The organism is Reyranella sp. GW821-FHT14A01 (genome assembly GCF_058803965.1).
In genome coordinates this window covers 88,939-110,555 of sequence record NZ_JBXAPM010000008.1, presented here as the reverse complement: position 1 = coordinate 110,555, position 21,617 = coordinate 88,939, and the positions used below count along the sequence as shown (strand labels likewise).

Here is a 21,617-nt window from a genome sequence, read left to right as displayed (position 1 = left end):
TCAGTGCTCCGCTATGTGAGAGACCATGTCCTCGACCATGCGACGGACATGGAGGTCGTCGGCCTCGTAGTAGACCTGCTTGCCCTGCCGGTCGGCCCGTACCAGCCGCGCGCCCTTCAATAGCCGCAGGTGATGACTCACCAGCGACACCGAGAGGCCAAGCCGGTCGGCGATGTCCGACACCGCCAGCGGCGTGCGCAGGCAGGAGACCACGATCTTCAGCCGGGTCGGATCGCCCAGCAGTCGGAACAGGTCGGCCAGCGCCACCGCATGGTCGTCGGTCAGGAGGGTTTTCTTGGTCTTGGACATTTGAACAACTGTTCAAATGTAAGCATGATGCTCCTGCCCGTCAATCCGCTTGAATCGTTACGTTATCTCCTCCTGTGGACGCCGGATCGCGATGTCGCAAACCACCGCCCCGACCACGATCGCGCCGCCGATCAGGGTGATCCAGCCCGGCGTCTCTGCGAAGGCCAGCCAGACCCAGAGCGTGCCGAGCGGCGTCTGCAGCACGCCGATCAGGGCGCCGCGCGTCGCGGAGACCAGCGGCGTGCCCAGCGCCAGCAGCAACAGGCCGAGGCCGAACTGGCTGATGCCGAACAGCGCGAGCAGGAGGAATTCCCCGCCGCTCACCGCCAGCGGCCGCGCGAACGGCAGCACGATCAGGGCACACAGAAAGGCCGAGAGTCCGACAGCCGGCAGCATGCTGACGCCGGGATTGCGCCGGATCAGCACCAGCACGAGCGACATCAGCACGGCCATGCCGACGGCCAGCAGGTTGCCCGACAGGCGTCCGCCGGCCTCTGCCGCACCCATCATCACGGCCACGCCGACCACCGCCGCGACCGTGGCGGCCAGCGTGACCCAGTCCTCGCGCTCACGCAGTACCAGCCAGGCGATGCCCGCCGTCACGAACGGGATCGTGGCGTCGATCACCAGCACGTCGGCCACCGTGGAGAGCCGCAGCGCATTCAGGAAGCACACGGTTGCCAGTGCCGAGCACAGCGCGATCAGGAGGCCGTCGCGGCCGATGGCGTGCACGGCCTGCATAACCCTCCCCTGCTCGCGCCACAGCAGCATGCCCGCCAGGAACAAACCGCCGAACAGCCCTCGCCAGAACAGCATCGTCCAGGCATCGACGTCGATCAGCCGCGTATAGAAGCCAGCGCTCGAATAGGCGACGGCCGAAGCGGCGAGCAGCGCCGTGCCGACCCACGCCGCCCTACTTCGCGAGAGCGACACAGTCGATCTCGAGATCGAACGGGCCGAACCATCCCGCCGTGCAGACGAAGATGCGCGCGGGCTTATGGTCGCCGAAATACTCGGCATAGACCGTGTTGACGGTCGCGAAGTAGGCCGGGTTCGAGCAGTAGACGTTGCACTTCACGACCCTGTCGAGCGCCGAGCCCGCCGCCTCCAGGCAGGATTTCAGGTGATCGAGCACCCGCCGCGCCTGCGCGTCGATCGGCAGGATATCGTAGCCGCCAGTCTCGGGATTGACCGGCGGCAGGCCGGAGACATAGACCCAGTCGCCGGCGCGAACGACCGGCGAGGTCGGCACCGTGTTGCGTTGAGCGAACTTGGCCAGCGCCGGCACGTGCGGCATTGTCATCTCGATTCGGGACATCGATTTCTCCTCGGAAGTTGGATGCCCTGACCCTAGAGACCTCCTACTGACAGCGTTGTGTCAGCAGTAAAAGAGGCCCATAAATTGAGCCTCATGCGCCGCTCCGACCGCCTGTTCGACATCATCCAGCACCTGCGGACGGCCACCGCGCCGGTCACCGCCGCGGCGCTGGCGGCCGAACTGGAAGTGACGCCGCGCACCATCTATCGCGACATCGCGACCCTGCAGGCGCGGCGCGTGCCGATCGATGGGGCGGCCGGGGTCGGCTACGTGCTGCGCAAGAGCTTCGACCTGCCGCCGCTCATGTTCACGGCCGACGAGGTCGAGGCCATCGCCATCGGCGCGCGCCTCGTCCGCCGCCTGCGCGACGCCAAGCTGCAGGAGGCGGCCGACAGCGTCTTCTCCAAGGTGACGGTGGTGCTGCCCGAAGCACTGCGCCGCCAGCTCGTTTCGACGCCCTTCTTCGTCTCGCCCGGCGACACGGTCGAACCGCGCGGCGTCGATCTCGCCGACGTGCGCGCCGCGATCCGCGACAGCCGCAAGCTCCACATCTCCTACGCCGACGAACAGGGCCGCCGTACCAACCGCACGATCTGGCCGATCGCCATGGCCTATTATGTCGACGTCACGCTGGTCGGCGCCTGGTGCGAGCTGCGCAACGGCTATCGCAACTTCCGCGTCGAGCGCATCCAATCCTCGAAGGTGCTGGACGAGCATTTCGACCAGGACAATGGCCGCCTGTTCCGCGAATGGTCGGAGCTGCCGAAGGTGCGGCCGCCGCTTACCTAGAAAACGTGCAGCGCCGCCATGTTGACGATTGCGCCGCTGGCCAGTGCCCAGAGCGGATTGCGCCGGGTCGTATAGACGAAGGCGGCCGTCGCGAGGCTGATCAGCACCGTGACGACGTCGCGGTCGACAGTGCGCATCATCGAGACGCCCGACGCCAGCATCAGGCCGAGCGCGACCGGGATCAGTGCGTCGCGCAGCGCCGCCACGAACGGGTGATGGGACCAGCGCGTGAGGGCGCGGCCGGCGAAATAGGCGAGCGTGCTGGACGGGATCAGGATGGCGAGCGTCGAGACCACCAGGCCGGGCAGGCCCGCGACCTGCCAGCCGATCAGGCTGACGAAGATGATGTTGGGACCGGGCGAGGCATTGGCGATGGCGAAGGCGCTGGCAAAGGCCTGGTCGGTCATCCAGCCGTGGACATCGACGATCTGGCGATGGATCTCGGGCAGCAGCGCATTGATCCCGCCGATCGAAACCAGCGAGAGGAGCGCGAAGGTCCGCGCCAGTTCGACGAGCACCCCGGTCATCTGCGGCGCCTCATCAGGGTCGCGACGATAGCAAGCGGCACCAGCACGACGACAACGGGGACCAGCGGCCAGCGCAGCAGCCCGATGGCCGCGAAGCCCGCCGCACCGATGCCGAATGCCAGCGGCGTCGGCCGGATGTTGCGCACCATCTTGAGCGCTGTCCCCAACACCAGACCAGCGGACGCGGCCGCCGCTCCGATCAACGCGGCATTCACCTCGGGGATGGACGCGACCCGTTCATAGAAAACCGCGAGCGCGACCACGATCAGCAGCGGCATCACCAACTGCCCCGTGAGGCAGAGCAGCACGCCGATCAGGCCCTGGTTGCGGTCGCCGATGATGATGGAGGCGTTCATGACGTTCGGCCCGGGCAGCACCTGCCCGACGCCCAGGACTTCGGCGAACTCCCGGTCGGTGAGCCAGCGTTTCTCCTCGACGATGATGTGGCGGGCCCACGGCGCAATGCCGCCGAAGCCTAAAAGGCCGATCTTGAGGAAGCCGAAGAAGAGCTCTGCCTTGCCTATGTTGCGGCGCGGCGAAACGGACGAGTCATGTTGCATTGCGAGCCAAGATAGCAAATTGCCGCCGTCCCGCCTCGCCGTTCGCGGCCTTCCGCGCTAGCCTGTAGGCACCATGACCAAATCCATCCGCCCCCTCGATCCGCAGAACCGCCCGTTCTTCGCTGGCGAAGTCTCGGGCATCGACCTCACCCATCGGCTGAGCGACGAGGAAGTCGCCTTCATCCATGACGGGATGAACCAGTACGGCGTGCTGGTGTTCCGCGACCAGAAGCTCGACGACGAGAGCCAGCTCGCCTTCAGCAAACAGCTCGGTCCGCTCGAGCAGGCGACCGGAGACATCATGCCGCCCGAGGAACGGCGCATGAGCATGGACCTCAACGACATCTCCAACCTCGACCGCAACGGCAACGTGCTGGCGCGCGACGACCGCCGCCGCCTGTTCGGCCTGGGCAACCAGCTCTGGCATTCCGACAGCTCGTTCAAGGAAGTCCCCGCCCTCTATTCGCTCCTGTCGGCGCGCACCATCCCGTCGGCCGGCGGCAACACCGAGTTCGCCGACATGCGCGCGGCCTACGATGCGCTGAGTGACGCGGAGAAGCGCGAAGTGCAGGACCTGATCTGCCTGCACAGCCAGATCTTCTCGCGCGGCATCCTGGGTTTCGAGGATTTCACCGACGCCGAGCGCCTGAAGTGGGCGCCGGTGCGCCAGCGCCTGGTGCGCCGCCATCCCGGATCCGGCCGCCTGTCACTCTACCTCGCCAGCCATGCCGGCGGCATCGAGGGCTGGCCGATGCCCGAGGCGCGCGCCTTCCTGCGCGATCTCACCGAGCATGCGACGCAGCGCCAGTTTGTCTACGCCCATGTCTGGCGGCCGCACGACCTGGTGATGTGGGACAACCGCGCCACCATGCACCGCGCGCGGCGCTTCGATTCCAAGGAAGTGCGCGACATGCGGCGCACCACGCTCACCAACTCGGTCTCGAGCCTGGAGCAGGCGCCTTAGTCGATGCGGCTGCAGTTTCTCGGATCCGGCGATGCCTTCGGCAGCGGCGGACGGTTCAACACGTGTTTCCACATCGAGCGCGCCGACCACGGCAACCTGCTGGTGGATTGCGGCGCCTCGTCGATGGTCGCCATCCGCAAATGGGAAGTCGAGCCCAACGCGATCTCGACCGTGCTGGTGAGCCACCTGCACGGCGACCATTTCGCCGGCCTGCCCTTCTTCCTGCTGGATGCCCAGCTCGTCAGCCGCCGCACGGCTCCGCTGCTGCTGGCGGGTCCGCCCGGCTTTCGCGAGCGGTTGATGATCATCATGGAAGCAATGTTCGCGGGCTCGACCCACGTCCAGCGCAAGTTCGATCTGGAGATCCGCGAGCTCGAACTGCACGAGCGCGTCGAGATGAACGGCCTCGCCGTCACGCCCTACCTGATGAAGCACTATAGCGGCGCCCCCTCCTACGCGCTGCGCATCGAAACCGAAGGCAAGGTGCTGACCTATTCAGGCGACACCGAATGGGTGGAGGAGCTTGTTCCCGCCGCGCGCGACGCCGACCTCTTCATCTGCGAGGCCTACTTCTTCGACAAGGTGATGAAGTACCACATCGACTACACGACCCTGGTCAACCACCTGCCGCAGATCGGCGCCAAACGCACCATCGTCACCCACATGAGCGCCGAGCTTTTAGGTCGCGGCTCCGAGATCGCCCTCGAAGCGGCGCACGACGGGTTGGTCGTCGACTTCTAGCCCTTCGGCACCCACTCCTCGACCCGCGTGTTGGTCGCGGGGTCGAGCATGCGGGTCTCGCGCAGGACCATGCCGTGCTTCTCGAAGATCTCTTCCGGTGTCGCATTCCGGCCGACGCCGGGGAAGACCGGCCTGCCGTGCGGCACGCTGGCATCGGCGCGCGTCAGGAAGAAGGAATCGTAGCCGATGTTGAGGAACAGGCCGAACACGTCGGTACCTCCCACCACGGCCAAAGTGCCGCCCGGAAGGTTGAGCTTCAGCCAGGCCTCCTCGAACGGCGCCGAGGCAGGGTTCCAAAGCACGGCATTCGCATTGTCCGGACAGACGACCACGCGCTCGACGCGCCGGGTCAGGATGATGCGCCGGCGCGCCGCTTCCTTTGGCCCGCCTTCCGACGAATGCCGTCCATTGGCGACCGCGGCCGCCCGGTCAACCGAGTCCTGGTAGAATTTCTGGTCCGCCGGAATCTTGAGGTTCTCCGGGAAGGATCCATCAGACGCCGCAATCATGCCCTCGGCGGAAATGATGGCGAATCCCTCGATGCGCGGTCGCCTGCTGGTCATGGCCTGCCCCTGAAAACATCCCGTGAGCCGGGTAACGAATGCCCCGACCAATGGATGCAGCGCACCCTAGCGCAAATGAAAGCAGCGGGGAAAATCCCCGCCGCTCCCATTCATCAGGAAAGATGGGTCGTTTAGCCCTTCGGCAGGAGAACCGTGTCGATCACGTGGATGACGCCGTTCGACTGCTTCACGTCGGCGATCGTCACCGTGGCGACGTTGCCGTTCTCGTCGGTGAGCGTGATCTTGTCGCCCATCATCTTGGCCTGCAGCACGCAGCCGCCGACCGTCTTGACGGGATGCGTGCCCTTGTCGTCCGCGATCATCTTGGCGATCGCAGGCGACATGGCATTGGCCGACACGACATGGCAGGTCAGGACCTTCGTGAGCTTGGCCTTGTTCTCGGGCTTCACCAGCATCTCGACCGTACCCGGCGGCAACTTTGCGAAGGCCGCGTTGGTCGGTGCGAAGACGGTGAACGGGCCCGGGCCCTGCAGTGTCTCGACGAGACCGGCGGCCTTCACGGCGGCGACGAGCGTGGTGTGATCCTTGGAATTGACTGCGTTGTCGACGATCGTCTTGTTGGCATACATCGGTGCGCCGCCGACCATCGGGTTGGCCGGGGTCGACGCGGCCGGAGCCATCGTCTGGGCAAAGGCGGGAGCGACCGAGAGCACGCACAGGGCCGCAGCCGCGATCAGCGTATGACGCTTGAGCATATGTTTTCTCCAGTTGGATGCTTGTTCGTGTCTTTACGACCGACGACGGCGCGCTCGTCACCGGCCCAAGAGGACTGCGGGTATTGCAGCCTCTTCACCGTGTGGTACGCCCTTGCTCCAAAGCCGGTTCATCGCGCTGCTCGCACACTTTCGTGACGCGGCCGGCGACGATTACGGTGATCCAAGGGAGAGACAGGCATGCGCGTTACCGATCTCAGGACAATCGTCGTCGAGGTGCCGCTCGACCGGCCGACGCGCAATTCGAGTGGTGTCAGCAACGATCGCATCGGCGCCGTGCTGATCTTCATCGACACTGACATTGGCGTGACCGGCGAGAGTTTCCTGTTCACCCTGGGCGGACGGCGTATCGAGGTGCTGCGCGCCATGGTCGACAGCCTGAAGCCCGCCCTCGTCGGGGAAGACATCCGCTATGCAGAGCGCTTCTGGGAGCAGATGTGGCGCGAGCTCTATTTCCTCGGTCACAAGGGCGTGACGATCTTCGGCTTGGCCGGCGTCGACACCGCTTTGTGGGACGCCAAGGGCAAGGCGCTGGGACAGTCGGTCACCCACATGCTGGGCGCCGCGCACGACCGCATCCCCGTCTATTCCAGCGCTGGCCTTTGGTTGTCGGCGACGCCGGACGAGCTGGCGAAGGAAGCCGCTGGTTATGTCGCCGAGGGCTTCCGCGGCGTGAAGATGCGGGTCGGCAAGAAGCACGTCGAAGAAGACGTCGAGCGGGTCGCGGCGGTGCGCAAGGCGATCGGCCCCAGGGTCTCGCTGATGTGCGACGCCAGCCGCGGCTTCACCGCCGATCACGCGATCCGCCTCGGCCGTAAACTGGAAGACTTCGATCTCACCTGGTTCGAGGAGCCGGTCGCGCCCTACGACCATCGCGGTTCGGCTAAGGTCGCCGCCGCCCTCGATACCCCGATCGCCAGCGGCGAGACCGAGGCGACGCGCTACGGCTTCCGCGAGATGCTGGCGCATGGCGCGGCCGACATCTGGATGGCCGATCTCGGCCGCGTCGGCGGCGTCAGCGAGTTCGTGAAGGTGGCGCATCTCGCGGCGGCGCACGACATCGCCATCTCCAACCATCTCTTCACGCAGCAGAGCATCGGCATCCTCGGCGCCTTCGCCAACACGACCTGGCTGGAATACATGCCGTGGACGTCGAAACTCTATCGTGAGTCCATCTCCGTCGAGGACGGCTGCATCTCGGTGCCCGACCGGCCCGGCCTCGGCTTCACCTTCGATCCCGACGCGATCGAGCGCTATCGGGTGCGCTGAGATCATCGACCAGGATCGAGGTAACGCGACAGAAAAGCGATCTGGTCGCCGACGATGCGGTCGATGAACGGCGGGTGATAGACATCGAAATGGTCCGTCGGATAGCGGATTGCCTCGCCGCGAGGCGCCTTGCGCGCGACCTCGAGCGCGATCGCCGGGTCCATCAGGTCCTCGCGTTCGCTGACGCAGACCAGCAACGGGCAGCGCACGCGGGACGCCTGCGACGCGGCGTCGTAGAACAGCATGCCGATCGCGGCCCCGGCCGGAACGCGGCCGTCGAAAACGACGCCCTCGGGCACCACCGACATCCAACCTTCGTAAGCACCGGGCCGGTTGACGAAGGCGAGTTCACCCGGCCGGCCGACGATCTGCACGTAGCGCCGGCCGAGCCCCAACGCGGCGCGCATCAGGTCGGACATAATCGGCACCGTGAATCGCATCAGATGGCCGAGGCCGGACGCTAGCGCCGGCGCACGCCCCTTGAGAATGGGACACTGCACCACCGCCGCCGCGATGCCGGGCCGGCGCGCCGCCGTGGCCACGACATGGCTGGCGCCGAACGAGGTGCCCCACAATGCGATGCGCGCCGGGTCGAGTTCGGGCCGGCTGCGGATAAAGCGGATGGCGGCGTCGATGTCCTCGAAGTAGCGGCCGAGGTTCATGAGCTGGCGCGGCGAGCCGCCGGACTCGCCGAGATGACGGAAGTCGAAGGCCACGACGGCGAAGCCTGCCGCCGAGAAGCGCCGCTCGTACTGGTCGAGCATCATCGAGTGGGTGGCACCGCCACCGTGGATCAGCAGGACCACCGGATGCGGCCCCTCGCCTGCCGGCAGGGTAAGCCAGGCGGCGCAGTCCTCCGCACCGGAGCGGAACGATGTGCGGATGGTCATGACCTTTTCCTTAAGGTACAGTGTACGTGTTGAATCGGAAATAATACGTACACTGTACGTTGTCAAGGAGTGCCATGCCGCCCAAGGCCAAGTTCACGCGCGCCCAGCTCCAGGAGGCCGCGCTCACGATCGTCGACCGCGACGGCCTGCCGGCCCTCTCCATGCGGTCGCTGGCCGGCGCGCTGGGGACCGGACCGATGACGCTCTATAACTACGTGAAGGATCGCGACGACCTCGACGCGCTGGTGGTCGAGGCCGTGATGGGCGAGGTCCGGCTGCCGCGTGAGCGCGGCGACTGGCGCGCCGATGTGACGGCGATCGTCGAGGTGACGTGGCGCACCGTGCGCCGCCATCCCAACGTGATCCCGCTGGTCCTGACACGAAGGACCCTGCACGAAACGACATTGGTCTGGGCGGAGGCGCTGCTGCGCGCGCTGGCGAGGAGCGGACGCTCCGGCGCCGATCTCCTGGTCGCCTTCCGCACCGTCTCGGGCTTCGTGATGGGCTTCGCGCAGGCCCAGCTCGCCGATCCCCTGGTGCCCGACGAAGGCCGCGAGGATATCGCACGCGCCCAGGCTCTGCCGGCGGACCGCTTTCCACGGCTGATCGAGATCGCCGACGCGGCGGCGAAGCTCGGTGCCGACAGGGAATTCCGCGCCGGCCTCGACATCGTCATGGCGGGGCTCGCACGCTGAGATGCTATGGTTCGCGCACCATCATCCGGAGACTCGTGAATTCATGACCGCGTACAAGGATTTCAAGCCGCTCACCTTCCACGATGCGACGAAGCGTTTCGCCGACGGCAGCGACACGCCGCGTGCCTATCTCGAACGCTGCCTGGAGACTGTGGCTGCGCGCGAGCCGGTGGTGAAGGCTTTCACCGCGATCAACGAGGCGGGCGCCCGTGACGCGGCCGACGCCAGCGCCGCGCGCTGGAAGGAAGGTAAGCCGCTCTCATCGATCGACGGCATGCCGCTCGCCATCAAGGACCTGCTCGAAACCAAGGACATGCCGACGCAGATGGGCTGCGAGGCGTTCAAGGGCAATTTCCCCAAGCGCGACAATGCCGCCGTCTGGGCCCTGCGCCAGGCCGGCGCCGTGATCCTCGCCAAGTCGGTGACGGCCGAGCTGGGCGGCTCGCATCCCGGCCCGACGACCAACCCGTTTGACGCCACGCGGACGCCGGGTGGCTCCTCCTCCGGTTCGGCGGCGGCGGTGGGCGCCAACATGGTGCCGGCCGCCATCGGCACGCAGGTCGGCGGCTCCATCATCCGCCCCGCCGCCTATTGCGGGAACTACGCGCTGAAGCCGACGCAGGGCGGCATCAATCGCGGCGAGCGCCAGGCGACCAGCCAGAGCACGCACGGTCCGCACGCCAACTCGCTGCAGGACATGTGGCAAGCGGCGATCGAGATCGCGCAGCGCGCCGGCGGCGACCGCGGCGAGGTCGGCCTGATGGGTCCCTCGACACTTCCGGCGGCCGTGAAGCCCAATCGCTTGGTCGTGCTGGAGACCGAGGGCTGGGTCGAGGTCGACGACGCGACCAAGGCCGCCTTCGAGGGCGTGCTGAAGCAGCTCCGCGATGCCGGCATCGAGCTGATCCATCGCAAGGATCATCCCTGGGTCGAGGCGCTCGAACGGTCGATCGCCAACGGCCGCAATGTCTGCGGCGGCGTCACCAGCTGGGAGAATCGCTGGGGCCAGCGCGGCATCGTCGACAACAATCCGGCCGGCGTCAGCGAGCGCGCGAAGGCGACGCTGGCCAAGGCCGAGAAGATGAGCCTGGACGACTATCGCATGGCGTTGCTGGCGCGCGAGAACGCCCAGCGCATGCATGTGACGATGGCGCCCTTGGCCGACGCCGCGATCACGCTCGCCTGCCCCGGCCCCGCCCCGGTCTGGTCGGGCGACGTGCCGGGCCAGCCGCTGGCGCCGCGTCCGACCGGCGACTTCGTGTTCAACGCGCCGAGCTCGATGCTGTTCGCACCGGTCGTCACCCTGCCGCTGATGAGCGTCGGCGGCATGCCGGTCGGCCTGCAGCTCATGGGCCAGAAGCACGAGGACGCCCGCATGACCGGCCTCGCGCGCTGGTTCGACGAGACGCTGAAGCGGGTCTCGGCCTAAGGATCCTTCGCTGCGCTTCAGGGCGGGGATTACCCCGCCCGCGATGACACCCATTTTAGGATCGACGCACAGCGCTCACCCCGACAATAGTGTCATCCCGAACGAAGTGAGGGATCCTTTTACTCGGGCTTCATGCCGAGGGCGACGATGCGCGGGATGAGGGTCAACTTCAGCCGCTCGTAGTCGGCCATGACTTCCTCGTGGCCCATCGGCTTCTCCACGAGGGCGAAACTGTCCATCATCTTCTTGCCGGGCTCGGAGTCGGCCGCGGCGACCCACAGGTCGGACATCCTCTTGATGATGTCCTTGGGCGTCGCGGCAGGTGCTGCCAGCGCCAGCCAGCCCGACACGGTGAAGGCATCGTCATCGAAGCCCTGCTCGCGCGAGGTCGGCGTGTCGGGCAGCGCACGGGCACGCACCCGGGACGGCGCTGCAATGCCGCGAACGTCACCCTTCAGGATCAGCGCGTTCATCGCCTGCGGGCTGCCCATGGCGGCCTGCAGCGAGCCCGCGCCCATGTCCTGCCACATCGGCGCTTCGCCCTTGTAGGTCACGATCTCCATCGTGAGCCCGTACTTCTCGTTCAGCGTCTGGGCGAAGATGTGGGCCGAGGAGCCCATTGCCCACGAACCGAAGTTCACCTTGTTCTTCTTGGCATACTCGATGAACGACTTGAGGTCCTTGACCTCGGCCGGCAGCGACTTGTGCACGACCACCGGCAGCACGCCCGACGAGGTGCCGGACACGACGGTCAGGTCCTTGTCGGGATCGAAGCCCAGCGTCTTGAACATCACCCGGTTCTGGATGAGCGTGCTCGAGACCGAGTGCAGGAAGGTGTAGCCGTCGGCCGGCGCACGGGCGACGAGGGCCGCGCCGATATTGCCGCTGGCGCCCGGCTTGTTGTCGATCATCACCTGCTGGCCGGTGGCCTGGCTGACAGATTGGCCGAAGGCGCGGGCGATGCCGTCGGTGAGGCCGCCGGCGGGGAAGTTCACGATGATGGTGATCGGCTTGTTGGGCCACGTGGCAGCTTGGGCGCGCACGATGGACGGAGCGGCGATGAGCAGGCTGGCGCCGGCACCGGCCCGAAGCAGGCCGCGACGAGTGGTGATTACTTTGCTCATTTTTCTCATAGCCTCCCAATTTCGTTTTTAGGGGGCGATGCATAGCGGCTGACTTTCGGAGCGGCTAGGCTGTGTACCTGCACCTTTCTCCGCAAAGCGAAACGCGAGGTCGCTGGGCGGCGCAGGCAGAGATTGCTAAGACCACCCGTCCGAAACGGGTCTCACCAGGGAAGAACGTCCATGTCCGACGCTGTCATTCGCTCCAAAGAGGGGCGCATCGGAATCCTCACCGTCAACAATCCGCCGGTGAATGCGCTGGGCGCCGCTGTGCGCGACGGCATCAAGGCGGGCATCGAGGCGTTCGGCAGCGACCCCAGCGTCGATGCGATCGTGCTGATCGGCTCGGGCCGCACCTTCATCGCCGGCGCCGATATCCGCGAGTTCGGCAAGCCGCGCACCGGCGCCAACCTGAACGACGTCATCAAGGCGATGGAAGACTGCCCCAAGATCGTCGTCGCCGCGCTGCACGGCACGCCGCTGGGCGGCGGCCTCGAGACGGCGCTCGGCGCACACTATCGTGTGTCGGTCGCGACCACGCGCGTCGGCCTTCCCGAAGTGCATCTCGGCATTCTTCCCGGCGCCGGCGGCACGCAGCGCCTGCCGCGTCTCACCGGCGCCAAATATGCGCTCGACGCGATCCTGTCGGGCCGCCACATCCCCGCGCCCGAGGCCAAGTCCAAGGGCATCATCGATGCGATCGTGGACGGCGACCTGCTGGCGGGCGCCGTGGCCCATGCTCAGATGCTGGTGGCGCAGAATGCGCCGCGCCGGCGCGTGCGCGATCTGACGGCGACGCTGGAATCGCCCGATCTGTTCAAGGAGACCGAGAAGGCGATCGCCCGCAAGGCGCGCGGTTTCAAGGCGCCTTGGAACATCATCAAGTGCGTCCAGGCGGCCTGCGAGCTTCCCTTCGACGAGGGCATGAAGCGCGAGGGCGAACTGTTTCAGGAACTGCTGGTCTCCCAGGAGTCCGCGGCGCAGCGCCACTACTTCTTCGCCGAGCGCGAGGCCGCCAAGGTCAAGGACGTGCCGGCCGACACGCCGCAGCGCGAGATCAAGACCGGCGGCATCATCGGCGCCGGCACGATGGGCGGCGGCATCGCCATGAACTTCGCCAATGCCGGCGTGCCCGTGACGATGCTGGAGACCAGCCAGGAAGCGCTGGACCGCGGCCTTAAGACCATCCGCACCAACTACGAGAACACCGCCAAGCGCGGCGGCATGAAGGCCGAGGATGTCGAGAAGCGCATGGCGCTGATCACGCCGACCCTCGACTACAACGACCTCAAGGACGCCGATGTCATCATCGAGGCGGTGTTCGAGACGATGGAAGTCAAGGAAACCGTCTTCAAGAAGCTGGACGAGGTCGCCAAGCCCGGCGCCATCCTGGCGACCAACACGTCGGGCCTCGACGTCAACCAGATCGCCTCCTACACGCAGCGTCCCGGCGACGTGATCGGCATGCACTTCTTCTCGCCGGCCAACGTCATGAAGCTGCTGGAGAACGTGCGCGGCAAGGCGACAGAGAAGGACGTCATCGCCACGGTCATGTCGTTCTCCAAGAAGATCGGCAAGATCCCAGTCCTCGTCGGCGTCTGCGAAGGCTTCGTCGGTAACCGCATGCTTCGCATGAGGGGCATCCAGTCGGCCTACATGATGGAGGAAGGCGCCCTTCCCCAGCAGATCGACAAGGTGGTCTACGACTACGGCTTCCCGATGGGCCCCTTCGCCATGAGCGACCTCGCCGGCAACGACGTGGGCTGGCGCATCCGCCAGGGCAAGAAGGAAAAGGAAAAGCGCAACGTGCGCTACACCGGCTACGTCGCCGACGCGATCTGCGAGCTGGGCCGCTTCGGCCAGAAGACCGGCGCGGGTTACTACAAGTACAATCTGCCCGACCGCACGCCGATCCCCGACCCCGAGGTCGAGAAGATCATCGAGGAGACCTCGAAGAAGCTCGGCATCACCCGCCGCGCCATCTCCGACCAGGAGATCCTGGAGCGCGCCCTCTATCCGATGGTGAACGAAGGCGCCAAGATCCTCGAAGAGGGCATGGCCCAGCGCTCGCTCGACATCGACGTGATCTGGGTCAACGGCTACGGCTGGCCGGTCTATCGCGGCGGCCCGATGTGGTGGGCCGACAACGTGGTCGGCCTCAAGACCATCCACGACGCGCTGCTGAAGTACCGCGACGCGTCGGGCGACCCGTTCTGGGAGCCTGCCCCGCTGCTCAAGAAGCTGGTGCAGGAAGGCAAGAAGTTCTCTAGCGTCTGAGTTTGAAAACGCTGTCATCCCGAGCGTAGCGAGGGACCTTTCCGGAACAGTAAAGGTCCCTCGGCCTTCGGCCTCGGGATGACAATTGTCGGAAGTCAGTGCCGTGCCATCCGGGCGGCAATCGAGGAGGAAAGAAAAATGGCTGATGCAGTAATCGTCTCCACCGCCCGCACGCCAATCGGCAAGGCGTTCCGCGGCGTCTTCAACGACACGCACGGCGCCGACATGGGCGCGCACGTGATCAAGCACGCCGCCGAGCGCGCCAAGGTCGACCTGGCCGAAGTCGAGGACGTGATCCTGGGCTGCGCCGCGCCGGAAGGCACCACGGGCTCCAACGTCGCCCGCGTCTCGGCGATGCGCGCCGGCGCGCCGGTCAGCGTCTCGGGCGTGACCGTGAACCGCTTCTGCTCCTCGGGCCTGCAGACCATCTCGATGGCGGCCCAGCGCGTGCTGGTCGACAAGGTGCCGGTGATGATCGCGGGCGGCCTCGAGTCGGTCTCGCTGGTCCAGGGCCCGCCGGGCGGCAACAAGAACCGCCTCGTGAACCCCTGGGTGCAGGAGCACGTGCCGGGCATCTACCACGCCATGATCACGACGGCCGACACGGTCGCCGCGCGCTACGGCATCAGCCGTGAGGCGCAGGACGAGTACTCGCTGCAGAGCCAGCTCCGCACCGCGGCGGGCCAGCAGGCCGGCAAGTTCGACGACGAGATCGTGCCGATGGAGACCACGATGCTGGTCACCGACAAGAACACGAACGAGACCAGCAAGAAGACGGTGAAGCTCACCAAGGACGAAGGCAACCGTCCGGAGACGACGCTCGAGGGCCTGGCCAAGCTGCAGCCGGTCGCCGGTCCCGACAAGTGGATCACCGCCGGCAACGCCAGCCAGCTCTCCGACGGCGCCTCGGCCGCGGTCATCATGAGCGACGCCGAAGCCGCCAAGCGCGGCCTGAAGCCGCTCGGCATCTACAAGGGCCTGGTCGTCGCCGGCTGCGAGCCGGACGAGATGGGCATCGGCCCGGTCTACGCGATCCCGAAGCTGCTGAAGCGGTTCGGCCTCAAGATGGACGACATCGACCTCTGGGAGCTGAACGAAGCCTTCGCTGTGCAGGTCCTGTACTGCCGCGACAAGCTCGGCATCCCCAACGAGAAGCTGAACGTCAACGGCGGCTCGATCTCGATCGGCCATCCGTTCGGCATGACCGGCGCGCGCTGCACCGGCCACGCCCTGATCGAGGGCCGTCGCCGCAAGGCCAAGAACGTCGTCGTGACCATGTGCATCGGCGGCGGCATGGGCGCCGCCGGCCTGTTCGAGGTCGTGCAGTAAGCGGACAGGCCCTGCGCCATCCGTTCCTGATCGGTGAGTCCGGCGGTGATGTCGATATCGAGATCACCGCCGATGGGCTCTGCTTTGTAAATGACGACGGCCGATCGGCCGTCATGCCTTTCAGCCGGATCCGAGCGATCCGGCTTTTTTGTGAGGTGGCGGAGCAAAGCAGCTACATTGCGCGCGGTGACATCTTCACCGTCTTCTTCTGCGAGCTGAGGCTTCGCGATCGGCAAACCATTCTGTTGTCGAGCAACATGGCGGGCCGATACCTCTATCGTGATTTCGTGCAGCTATTGCACCAGCGCCTCGTGCCGATCCGCCGCCGCATCAAGTTTCGCGGTGGATGGAAGTGGCTCCGCTTTATAGGCTGGGTCCTCCTGGGCGTCGGGGAATCACATTTCCACTTCAACTCGTACATTGTGCCGCTGTTTCCGCTCTTGTCGGAAGAACGCCTCGCCCTCCGACAAAATCGTCCACGGCGCTATCGGCCGGACCGAGTTCCGAATTACCTCCTGCCCGACGTCGGCACGATCAGCCCAGCATGACGTCGAGGAACATCATCACCACCAGGCCGATCATCAGGCCGACCGTTCCGTGGTTCTCGAAGCCGCGGCGGTGGGTCTCGGGGATGATCTCGTCGCTGATGACGAAGATCATCGCGCCGCCGGCATAGGCAAGTCCCCAGGGCAGCAGCGATTGCGCGATGGTGACGGCGCCCGCCCCCAGGAGGCCGCCGATCGGCTCGACCAGCCCGGTCAGAAGCGCGACGAAGAAGGCCTGTCCTTTGCTGTAGTTAAGCGTCAACAATGCGACGGCGACGGCCAACCCCTCGGGCATGTTCTGCAAGCCGATGCCGATCGCCAGCGCAACGGCTTTGCCGAGATCGTCACCGCCGAAGCCGACACCCACCGCTAGGCCCTCGGGGAAATTGTGTAGGGTGATGGCGATGACGAACAGCCAGATGCGCCGGACACGCTGCGTCAGCGGCCCCTGGCGTCCCAGCACGAAATGCTCGTGCGGCAGGTAGCGGTGGACCAGCCACAGGCTCGCCGCCCCGAACAGGATGCCGGCGATCACCAGCGTCACGGCCCCGAGCTTGGTGGCACCCTGCACCTGTGCGACGTCGATGCCGGGAATGATCAGGGAGAAGAACGAGGCCGCCAGCATCACGCCGGCGGCGAAGCCCAGCATGACGTCCTGCGCCTGATCGGAGAGTTTCCGGATGACCAGGATCGGCAGCGCGCCGACGGCCGTGGCCAGGCCCGCGCACAGGCTGGCGAGTGCGCCTGCCAGGATCGGCGACGATGAAGCAAAAGCGGAAAGCATCGAGACTCCCTCACCAGAACGAAACCCGGTCTGGCGAGAAAGCGCGACCCGGCGCCGAAGCGCAACTTGGCCTTGAGTATAACCCGGATCAGCGCCGGTTGCGGCGCAGATCCTCCTCGTCCTTCCACATCATGAATTGCGGGCCGAGATCGGCGATCTTGGTGGCGCCGATCTGCGCCATGCTGATGTCGACCTCGCGCTTGAAGATCTGCAGCGCCTTGGCCGCGCCCGGAATGCCGCCCGCCGTGACGCCGTAGAGGGTCGGGCGACCGACAAAGACGAACTTGGCGCCCATGCAGAGGGCGATGATGGCGTCGAGGCCGCGGCGCACGCCGCCGTCGAACATCACCGTCATCTTGTCGCCGACCGCGTCGCGGATCGCCGGCAGGACCTCGAGCGGCGACGGCGCGTTGTCGAGCTGGCGGGCACCGTGGTTCGACACCATGATCCCGTCGACGCCCAGTGCATGGGCGCGAATCGCATCGTCGGGATGCATGATGCCCTTCAGCACGAAGTTGCCCTTCCACAGCTCGCGATAGCGCTCGACATGCTTCCAGGTCATCGGCGCGCGGTTCTGGTAGGCGACGAGGTCGGCCACCTTATCGGCCGTCGCGTCGGGGCCGGCATACTTCGCCCAGTTGGAGAAATAGGGCGTGCCGTGCTGCAGCCACTGCATCATCCAGGCCGGATGCATCAGCGCCTCGAACTTGGTCTTCCAGGTGAGCTTGAGCGGGCGCGCCCAGCCGTTGCGCGTATTGCGCTCGCGGTTGGAGCCTTCCGGGACGTCGACGGTGAAGACCAGCGTCTTGAGGCCGGCATCGGCGGAACGCTTGATGAGGTCTTCCGAGACGGCCGGGTCCTTGGCGGAATAGAGCTGGTACCAGCCATGGTCGGGCGCCAGCTTGCCGAGATCCTCGATCGAGCCGGTGCTGGAGCCCGACATGATGAACGGCACGTTGGCGTCGCGGGCGGCCTCGGCCAGCATCAGGTCGGCGCCGTGGCGGAACAGGCCGGCGAGGCCGGTCGGGGCGATGCCGATCGGGCTGGAATAGGTCCGGCCGAACAGGGTCGTGGACTGGTCTCTTACCGAGACGTCGACCAGGTAGCGCGGGACGATGCGCGCCTTGCGGAAGGCCTGCTCGTTGGTGACCAGGCCGACTTCGTCGTCGGTGCCGCCCTCGATGAAATCATAGGCGATCTTGGGCAGGCGCTTCTTGGCGAGCTTGCGCAGATCCTCGATGTTGACGACGTCTTTCATTGATTCTTACTCCCGCGTGACGCCAATTTTGCCGTTCTTTGATGCTGCAGGCCAGCGGTGTTAGACGGACGGTCATGCAAATCAGGCACGCAAAACCGGGCGACGAGGCCCAGCTCGCCCGCCTCCTGGAGGAACACGAGCATCACTACGGCAACCCGGTCGCTGACGGATCAGGCGCGGCGGGCGCGTCCTTCCTGACCGCCGCCCCGCCTGGCGGCACGATGTGCCTGGTTGCGGAACGGGACAGCCAACTCTTGGGCTTCGCCATCCTCAATCCCTACTTCCCCGGCCCCAACCTCACCCACGGGCTGTTCCTCAAGGAACTCTATGTCAGCGGCACTGCACGCTCGGCCGGCGTCGGCGAGAAACTGATCGAGGGCATAAGGGCGTTGGCCAGGGAGCGCGGCGACACGCGGGTCATCTGGACAACCGGCGAGGGCAACTCCGGCTCGCAGCGCTTCTACGACCGTCTCGGCATGCGACGTGAGAAAAAGGTCTACTACGTGATGGACCCTTGAGTTAGCGTCGACAAAACGAACTGGAGGATGCGCCATGGAATTGACCGACCAGCAGATCGAACAATTCGACCGCGACGGTTTCCTCGTGTTTCCTGATCTCTTCGACCGCAATGAAGTGGCGGTCCTGCGCCGCGAGGTCGCCCGGCTCTCCGGCGTCGAGAGCGAAGAGGTCGTCCGCGAGCATACCGGCGGCGTCCGTACCATCTTCCGTGTCCACGAAAACGACGGCGCCACCCGCTCCAAGCCCTTCCATGCGCTGGTCCGCACGCCGCGCCTGCTCAGGCCCGTGCAGCAGGTGCTGAAGGACGACGGCGTCTACGTCTATCACACCAAGATCAACACCAAGCCGGCCATCGAGGGCACGGTCTGGCAGTGGCACCAGGATTACGGCTCGTGGATGCGCGACGGCTGCCGCCGGCCCGACATGGCGACCTTCAACCTGATGATGACCGACACGACGGAGATGGGCGGCGCGCTCTACCTCATCCCGGGCAGCCACAAGATCGGCCGCATCGAGCCGGTCTACGACGAATCGACCTCCTACAAGTTCTGGGCGATGCCCAAGCAGCGCATGATCGAGATCCTGAAGAGCTCGCCCGAGCCCGTCGCCGTCACCGGCCGGGCCGGCACCTGCGTGCTGTTCCATTGCAACGTGCTGCATGCGTCGGGCCACAATCTCTCGGCCGACGACCGCTGGCACATCTACGTCTCCTGCAACACGGTCGCCAACAAGCCGCAGCTCGGCGACAATCCGCGGCCGGACTGGGTCGTGTCGCGAAACTGGAATCCCCTTCCCCTCGAGGCGGACGACGGCGTACTCAAGGCGGCATGACGCCGTCCCAGAACTCTCTCATCCTCCACCAGTACGACTTCTCGAACTTCGCCGAGAAGGCGCGCCTGATGATGGGCTTCAAGGGCCTCACGTGGCGAGCCGTCGAGATTCCGCCGATCGCCCCCAAGCCCAAGCTGACGCCGTTGACCGGCGGCTATCGCCGGACGCCGGTGCTGCAGGACGGCGCCGATGTCTGGTGCGACACGAAGCTGATCGCGCGCGAACTGGAACGGCGGGTGCCGCAGCCGACCTTCTACCCATCGAAGACGTCCGGTGCGGCGGAAGCCATCTCGTGGTGGGCCGAACAGCAGTTCATGCGGCCGACCGCGCTCTACGTGTCGGGCATCAATGCCGATCACATGCCTGAAGGACTGCACGCCGACCGCGCCAAACTGCACGGTCTGCCGATGCCGTCGATCGAGGCGGTACGCAAGGCGGCCTACCGCAACCTTCAACTCGTGCGCCCGCAGGTCAGATGGATCGCCGACATGCTGGCGGACGGACGGTCTTATCTGCTGGGCGACACCCCCTGCATCGCCGACTTCGCGACCTATCATGTCGTCTGGTTCTTCCGCGGCCGTCACATCGATTGCCGCGAGGTGCTGAATGCCTATCCGCGCCTGCTCGACTGGCGCGACCGCATGGAAGCGATCGGCCACGGTAACCGCATCAACATCGACGCGGATGAAGCCCTGGCCGAGGCGCGCGCGGCAACGCCTGCAACACCGCGTCCGTCGCAGCCGCAGGAAGGCGATCCCCTGCCCGGCCAGCGTGCCCGCGTGCGCGCCTCCGACAATGCCAAGGACTGGATCGAGGGCGAGGTTCACTTCATCGACGCCGACGAGATCGCGCTCCTGCACGAGAACGACGAGGTTGGCCAGGTCGCGATCCACTTCCCGCGGCTGGGCTATGACTGGCGCCCGATGAGCTAAGGGTCCCTCGCTTACGCTCGGGATGACAACGTTGTTGGTCGTTCTGTCGTGCGTCAGCGCGCACCTGGCGTTCCACCAAAATTGTCATCCCGAGCGTAAGCGAGGGACCCTTGCTTTTACTTGGCGGCAAACCGCTCGATGCCCAAACCATCGATCGGCGTGTTGGTTGATCCCGTCGCGACCAGTTCCGCCATCACCGCGCCGGTGCCCGGCCCGAGCTGGAAGCCGTGGGTCGAGAAGCCGAACTGGTGGAACACGCCTTCCGAGGTCGAACTCTTTCCCACCACCGGGATGCTATCAGGCATGTAGGCCTCGATGCCGGCCCAGGCGCGCACGATGGTGGCTTCGTGCATCGCCGGGAACAGCTCCCACACGGTGCGCGCGCTGATCGCGAGCTTCTGCCAGTCGAGCACGGTCTCGTTGCTGTCGCGATAGGGCGTCGCGAGATGACCGCCGCCGATCACCACGGTGCCGTTCTCGAGCTGCTTGAAGGAGAGCTTGCGGCCGCGCAGGATCACGACAGGCTTGATGAAGGCGGGCAGCCGGCTGGTCACCATCAGCATCGGCGCCACGACGGCAAGCGGCACCGGCTCGCCCAGCATCGCGGCGATGCGGTCGGCCCAGGCGCCGGCGGCGTTCACGATCTTCGGTGCCTCGAAATCACCGTCCGTCGTCTCGACCCTCCAGTTGGCTCCGACGCGCGTAAGGCCGGTGACGGTCACGCCCTCGATCACCTCGGCGCCCTTCTCGACGGCGCGGCGGCGAAAGGCCTGCGTGGTCCGGAATGGATCGGCGGCGCCGTCGCGGCGCGAGACCACGCCGCCGGGACAATGCTCGGACACCGCGGGCACGAGGCGGCGTAGCTCGGTGGCGTCGATCAGCTCCTCGTGCACGAAGCCGCGCAGGTTGAGATCGTCGACCCGCTCGCGAAAGCCCGCCAGCTCGGCCGCGCTTTCAGCCACCAGCACGGTGCCATGGGCCTCGAAACCGCAATCGTCGCCGACCAGCTCCTCGATATGCTCCCAGATGTCCATCGACGAGATCGACAAGGGGATCTCGTGCAGGTCACGCGCGAGCTGGCGCACGCCGCCGGCATTGACGCCCGAAGCATGGCGGCCGGCATAGTCCTTCTCGATCAGGATCGGCTTCAGGCCGCGCAGGGCCAGGTGCAGTGCCGTCGAGCAGCCATGGATGCCGCCGCCGATGATCACCACATCGGCCGTGCGCGCCATC

Annotated in this window: 24 protein-coding genes; 12 read left to right on the top strand and 12 right to left on the bottom strand. The window is 66.1% G+C overall.

What is annotated here, in order from left to right:
• The 3 genes from AC1ROX_RS15520 to AC1ROX_RS15510 are packed head-to-tail and all read right to left on the bottom strand — an operon-like array spanning nt 1 to nt 1,627.
• On the bottom strand, nt 1-309 hold the full coding sequence (locus AC1ROX_RS15520; RefSeq protein ID WP_493126850.1) for an ArsR/SmtB family transcription factor: 309 nt from the start codon (nt 307-309) through the stop codon (nt 1-3).
• A gap of 57 nt (nt 310-366) precedes the next feature.
• Nucleotides 367-1,242, bottom strand: coding sequence for a DMT family transporter (locus AC1ROX_RS15515; RefSeq protein WP_493126849.1), 876 nt, complete (start codon nt 1,240-1,242; stop codon nt 367-369).
• A complete protein-coding gene (locus tag AC1ROX_RS15510) occupies nt 1,223-1,627 on the bottom strand; it encodes a RidA family protein (protein ID WP_493126848.1) in 405 nt (134 codons plus the stop codon). The genes AC1ROX_RS15515 and AC1ROX_RS15510 overlap by 20 nt, the downstream gene beginning before the upstream one ends.
• Nucleotides 1,628-1,720: 93 nt before the next feature.
• Here AC1ROX_RS15510 and AC1ROX_RS15505 point away from each other — a divergent pair, with 93 nt between their 5' ends.
• A complete protein-coding gene (locus AC1ROX_RS15505) occupies nt 1,721-2,416 on the top strand; it encodes a helix-turn-helix transcriptional regulator (RefSeq protein WP_493127036.1) in 696 nt (231 codons plus the stop codon).
• Here AC1ROX_RS15505 and AC1ROX_RS15500 read toward each other — a convergent pair.
• Nucleotides 2,413-2,943, bottom strand: a complete 531-nt coding sequence (locus tag AC1ROX_RS15500) for a chromate transporter (RefSeq protein WP_493126847.1) — start codon at nt 2,941-2,943, stop codon at nt 2,413-2,415. The genes AC1ROX_RS15505 and AC1ROX_RS15500 overlap by 4 nt on opposite strands.
• Entirely contained in the window at nt 2,940-3,521 is a 582-nt protein-coding gene (locus AC1ROX_RS15495) for a chromate transporter (RefSeq protein WP_493126846.1), read from the bottom strand. Before AC1ROX_RS15495 ends, AC1ROX_RS15500 begins: the two co-directional genes overlap by 4 nt.
• A gap of 55 nt (nt 3,522-3,576) precedes the next feature.
• Between AC1ROX_RS15495 and AC1ROX_RS15490 the strand changes: the two genes are divergently transcribed.
• Nucleotides 3,577-4,467 (top strand): TauD/TfdA dioxygenase family protein, encoded by an 891-nt coding sequence (locus AC1ROX_RS15490; protein WP_493126845.1) that lies wholly within the window; start codon nt 3,577-3,579, stop codon nt 4,465-4,467.
• A 3-nt stretch (nt 4,468-4,470) separates the two neighbouring features.
• Nucleotides 4,471-5,208 carry an MBL fold metallo-hydrolase gene (locus AC1ROX_RS15485; RefSeq protein WP_493126844.1) on the top strand — a complete coding sequence of 246 codons (738 nt, stop codon included), beginning with the start codon at nt 4,471-4,473 and terminating at the stop codon, nt 5,206-5,208.
• On the opposite strand, the gene AC1ROX_RS15480 is transcribed toward AC1ROX_RS15485, so the two are convergent.
• Nucleotides 5,205-5,771, bottom strand: a complete 567-nt coding sequence (locus AC1ROX_RS15480; RefSeq protein WP_493126843.1) for a dihydrofolate reductase family protein — start codon at nt 5,769-5,771, stop codon at nt 5,205-5,207. The two genes, AC1ROX_RS15485 and AC1ROX_RS15480, sit on opposite strands and share 4 nt — an antisense overlap.
• 131 nt (nt 5,772-5,902) lie before the next feature.
• Entirely contained in the window at nt 5,903-6,412 is a 510-nt protein-coding gene (locus AC1ROX_RS15475; RefSeq protein ID WP_493127035.1) for a fasciclin domain-containing protein, read from the bottom strand.
• 273 nt (nt 6,413-6,685) lie between these two features.
• On the opposite strand from AC1ROX_RS15475, the gene AC1ROX_RS15470 reads away from it, so the two are divergent.
• On the top strand, nt 6,686-7,774 hold the full coding sequence (locus tag AC1ROX_RS15470; protein ID WP_493126842.1) for a mandelate racemase/muconate lactonizing enzyme family protein: 1,089 nt from the start codon (nt 6,686-6,688) through the stop codon (nt 7,772-7,774).
• A gap of 2 nt (nt 7,775-7,776) precedes the next feature.
• Here AC1ROX_RS15470 and AC1ROX_RS15465 read toward each other — a convergent pair whose 3' ends face one another.
• Nucleotides 7,777-8,664, bottom strand: a complete 888-nt coding sequence (locus AC1ROX_RS15465) for an alpha/beta hydrolase (RefSeq protein ID WP_493126841.1) — start codon at nt 8,662-8,664, stop codon at nt 7,777-7,779.
• Between the two features lie 74 nt (nt 8,665-8,738).
• Between AC1ROX_RS15465 and AC1ROX_RS15460 the strand changes: the two genes are divergently transcribed.
• Together AC1ROX_RS15460 and AC1ROX_RS15455 are read left to right on the top strand one after the other, a co-directional pair.
• Nucleotides 8,739-9,359, top strand: a complete 621-nt coding sequence (locus tag AC1ROX_RS15460; protein ID WP_493126840.1) for a TetR/AcrR family transcriptional regulator C-terminal domain-containing protein — start codon at nt 8,739-8,741, stop codon at nt 9,357-9,359.
• 43 nt (nt 9,360-9,402) lie between these two features.
• On the top strand, nt 9,403-10,788 hold the full coding sequence (locus AC1ROX_RS15455; RefSeq protein ID WP_493126839.1) for an amidase: 1,386 nt from the start codon (nt 9,403-9,405) through the stop codon (nt 10,786-10,788).
• Nucleotides 10,789-10,907: 119 nt separating this feature from the next.
• Here AC1ROX_RS15455 and AC1ROX_RS15450 read toward each other — a convergent pair whose 3' ends face one another.
• On the bottom strand, nt 10,908-11,912 hold the full coding sequence (locus AC1ROX_RS15450; protein ID WP_493126838.1) for a Bug family tripartite tricarboxylate transporter substrate binding protein: 1,005 nt from the start codon (nt 11,910-11,912) through the stop codon (nt 10,908-10,910).
• A gap of 180 nt (nt 11,913-12,092) precedes the next feature.
• Here AC1ROX_RS15450 and AC1ROX_RS15445 point away from each other — a divergent pair, with 180 nt between their 5' ends.
• The 3 genes from AC1ROX_RS15445 (at nt 12,093) to AC1ROX_RS15435 (ending at nt 16,063) form a co-directional block, all read left to right on the top strand.
• Nucleotides 12,093-14,186 carry a 3-hydroxyacyl-CoA dehydrogenase NAD-binding domain-containing protein gene (locus AC1ROX_RS15445; RefSeq protein WP_493126837.1) on the top strand — a complete coding sequence of 698 codons (2,094 nt, stop codon included), beginning with the start codon at nt 12,093-12,095 and terminating at the stop codon, nt 14,184-14,186.
• Between the two features lie 138 nt (nt 14,187-14,324).
• Nucleotides 14,325-15,515: an acetyl-CoA C-acyltransferase gene (locus tag AC1ROX_RS15440; RefSeq protein ID WP_493126836.1), complete on the top strand. Its 1,191-nt coding sequence runs from the start codon at nt 14,325-14,327 to the stop codon at nt 15,513-15,515.
• Entirely contained in the window at nt 15,464-16,063 is a 600-nt protein-coding gene (locus AC1ROX_RS15435; protein WP_493127039.1) for a hypothetical protein, read from the top strand. The genes AC1ROX_RS15440 and AC1ROX_RS15435 overlap by 52 nt, the downstream gene beginning before the upstream one ends.
• Here the strand turns inward: AC1ROX_RS15435 and AC1ROX_RS15430 are convergent.
• Together AC1ROX_RS15430 and AC1ROX_RS15425 are read right to left on the bottom strand one after the other, a co-directional pair.
• Entirely contained in the window at nt 16,050-16,844 is a 795-nt protein-coding gene (locus tag AC1ROX_RS15430; protein ID WP_493126835.1) for a ZIP family metal transporter, read from the bottom strand. The two genes, AC1ROX_RS15435 and AC1ROX_RS15430, sit on opposite strands and share 14 nt — an antisense overlap.
• A gap of 88 nt (nt 16,845-16,932) precedes the next feature.
• Nucleotides 16,933-18,102, bottom strand: coding sequence for an alpha-hydroxy acid oxidase (locus tag AC1ROX_RS15425; protein ID WP_493126834.1), 1,170 nt, complete (start codon nt 18,100-18,102; stop codon nt 16,933-16,935).
• 74 nt (nt 18,103-18,176) lie between these two features.
• Here AC1ROX_RS15425 and AC1ROX_RS15420 point away from each other — a divergent pair, with 74 nt between their 5' ends.
• From AC1ROX_RS15420 to AC1ROX_RS15410, 3 genes are read left to right on the top strand one after another with little or no spacing between them, the layout of a single operon-like run.
• Complete coding sequence (locus AC1ROX_RS15420) at nt 18,177-18,620, top strand: GNAT family N-acetyltransferase (protein WP_493126833.1); 444 nt, start codon at nt 18,177-18,179, stop codon at nt 18,618-18,620.
• 34 nt (nt 18,621-18,654) lie between these two features.
• Nucleotides 18,655-19,452, top strand: a complete 798-nt coding sequence (locus AC1ROX_RS15415; protein ID WP_493126832.1) for a phytanoyl-CoA dioxygenase family protein — start codon at nt 18,655-18,657, stop codon at nt 19,450-19,452.
• Nucleotides 19,449-20,384: a glutathione S-transferase family protein gene (locus tag AC1ROX_RS15410; protein ID WP_493126831.1), complete on the top strand. Its 936-nt coding sequence runs from the start codon at nt 19,449-19,451 to the stop codon at nt 20,382-20,384. The genes AC1ROX_RS15415 and AC1ROX_RS15410 overlap by 4 nt, the downstream gene beginning before the upstream one ends.
• Before the next feature lie 116 nt (nt 20,385-20,500).
• On the opposite strand, the gene AC1ROX_RS15405 is transcribed toward AC1ROX_RS15410, so the two are convergent.
• Nucleotides 20,501-21,616: an NAD(P)/FAD-dependent oxidoreductase gene (locus tag AC1ROX_RS15405; protein ID WP_493126830.1), complete on the bottom strand. Its 1,116-nt coding sequence runs from the start codon at nt 21,614-21,616 to the stop codon at nt 20,501-20,503.
• Between the last annotated feature and the right edge of the window lies 1 nt (nt 21,617).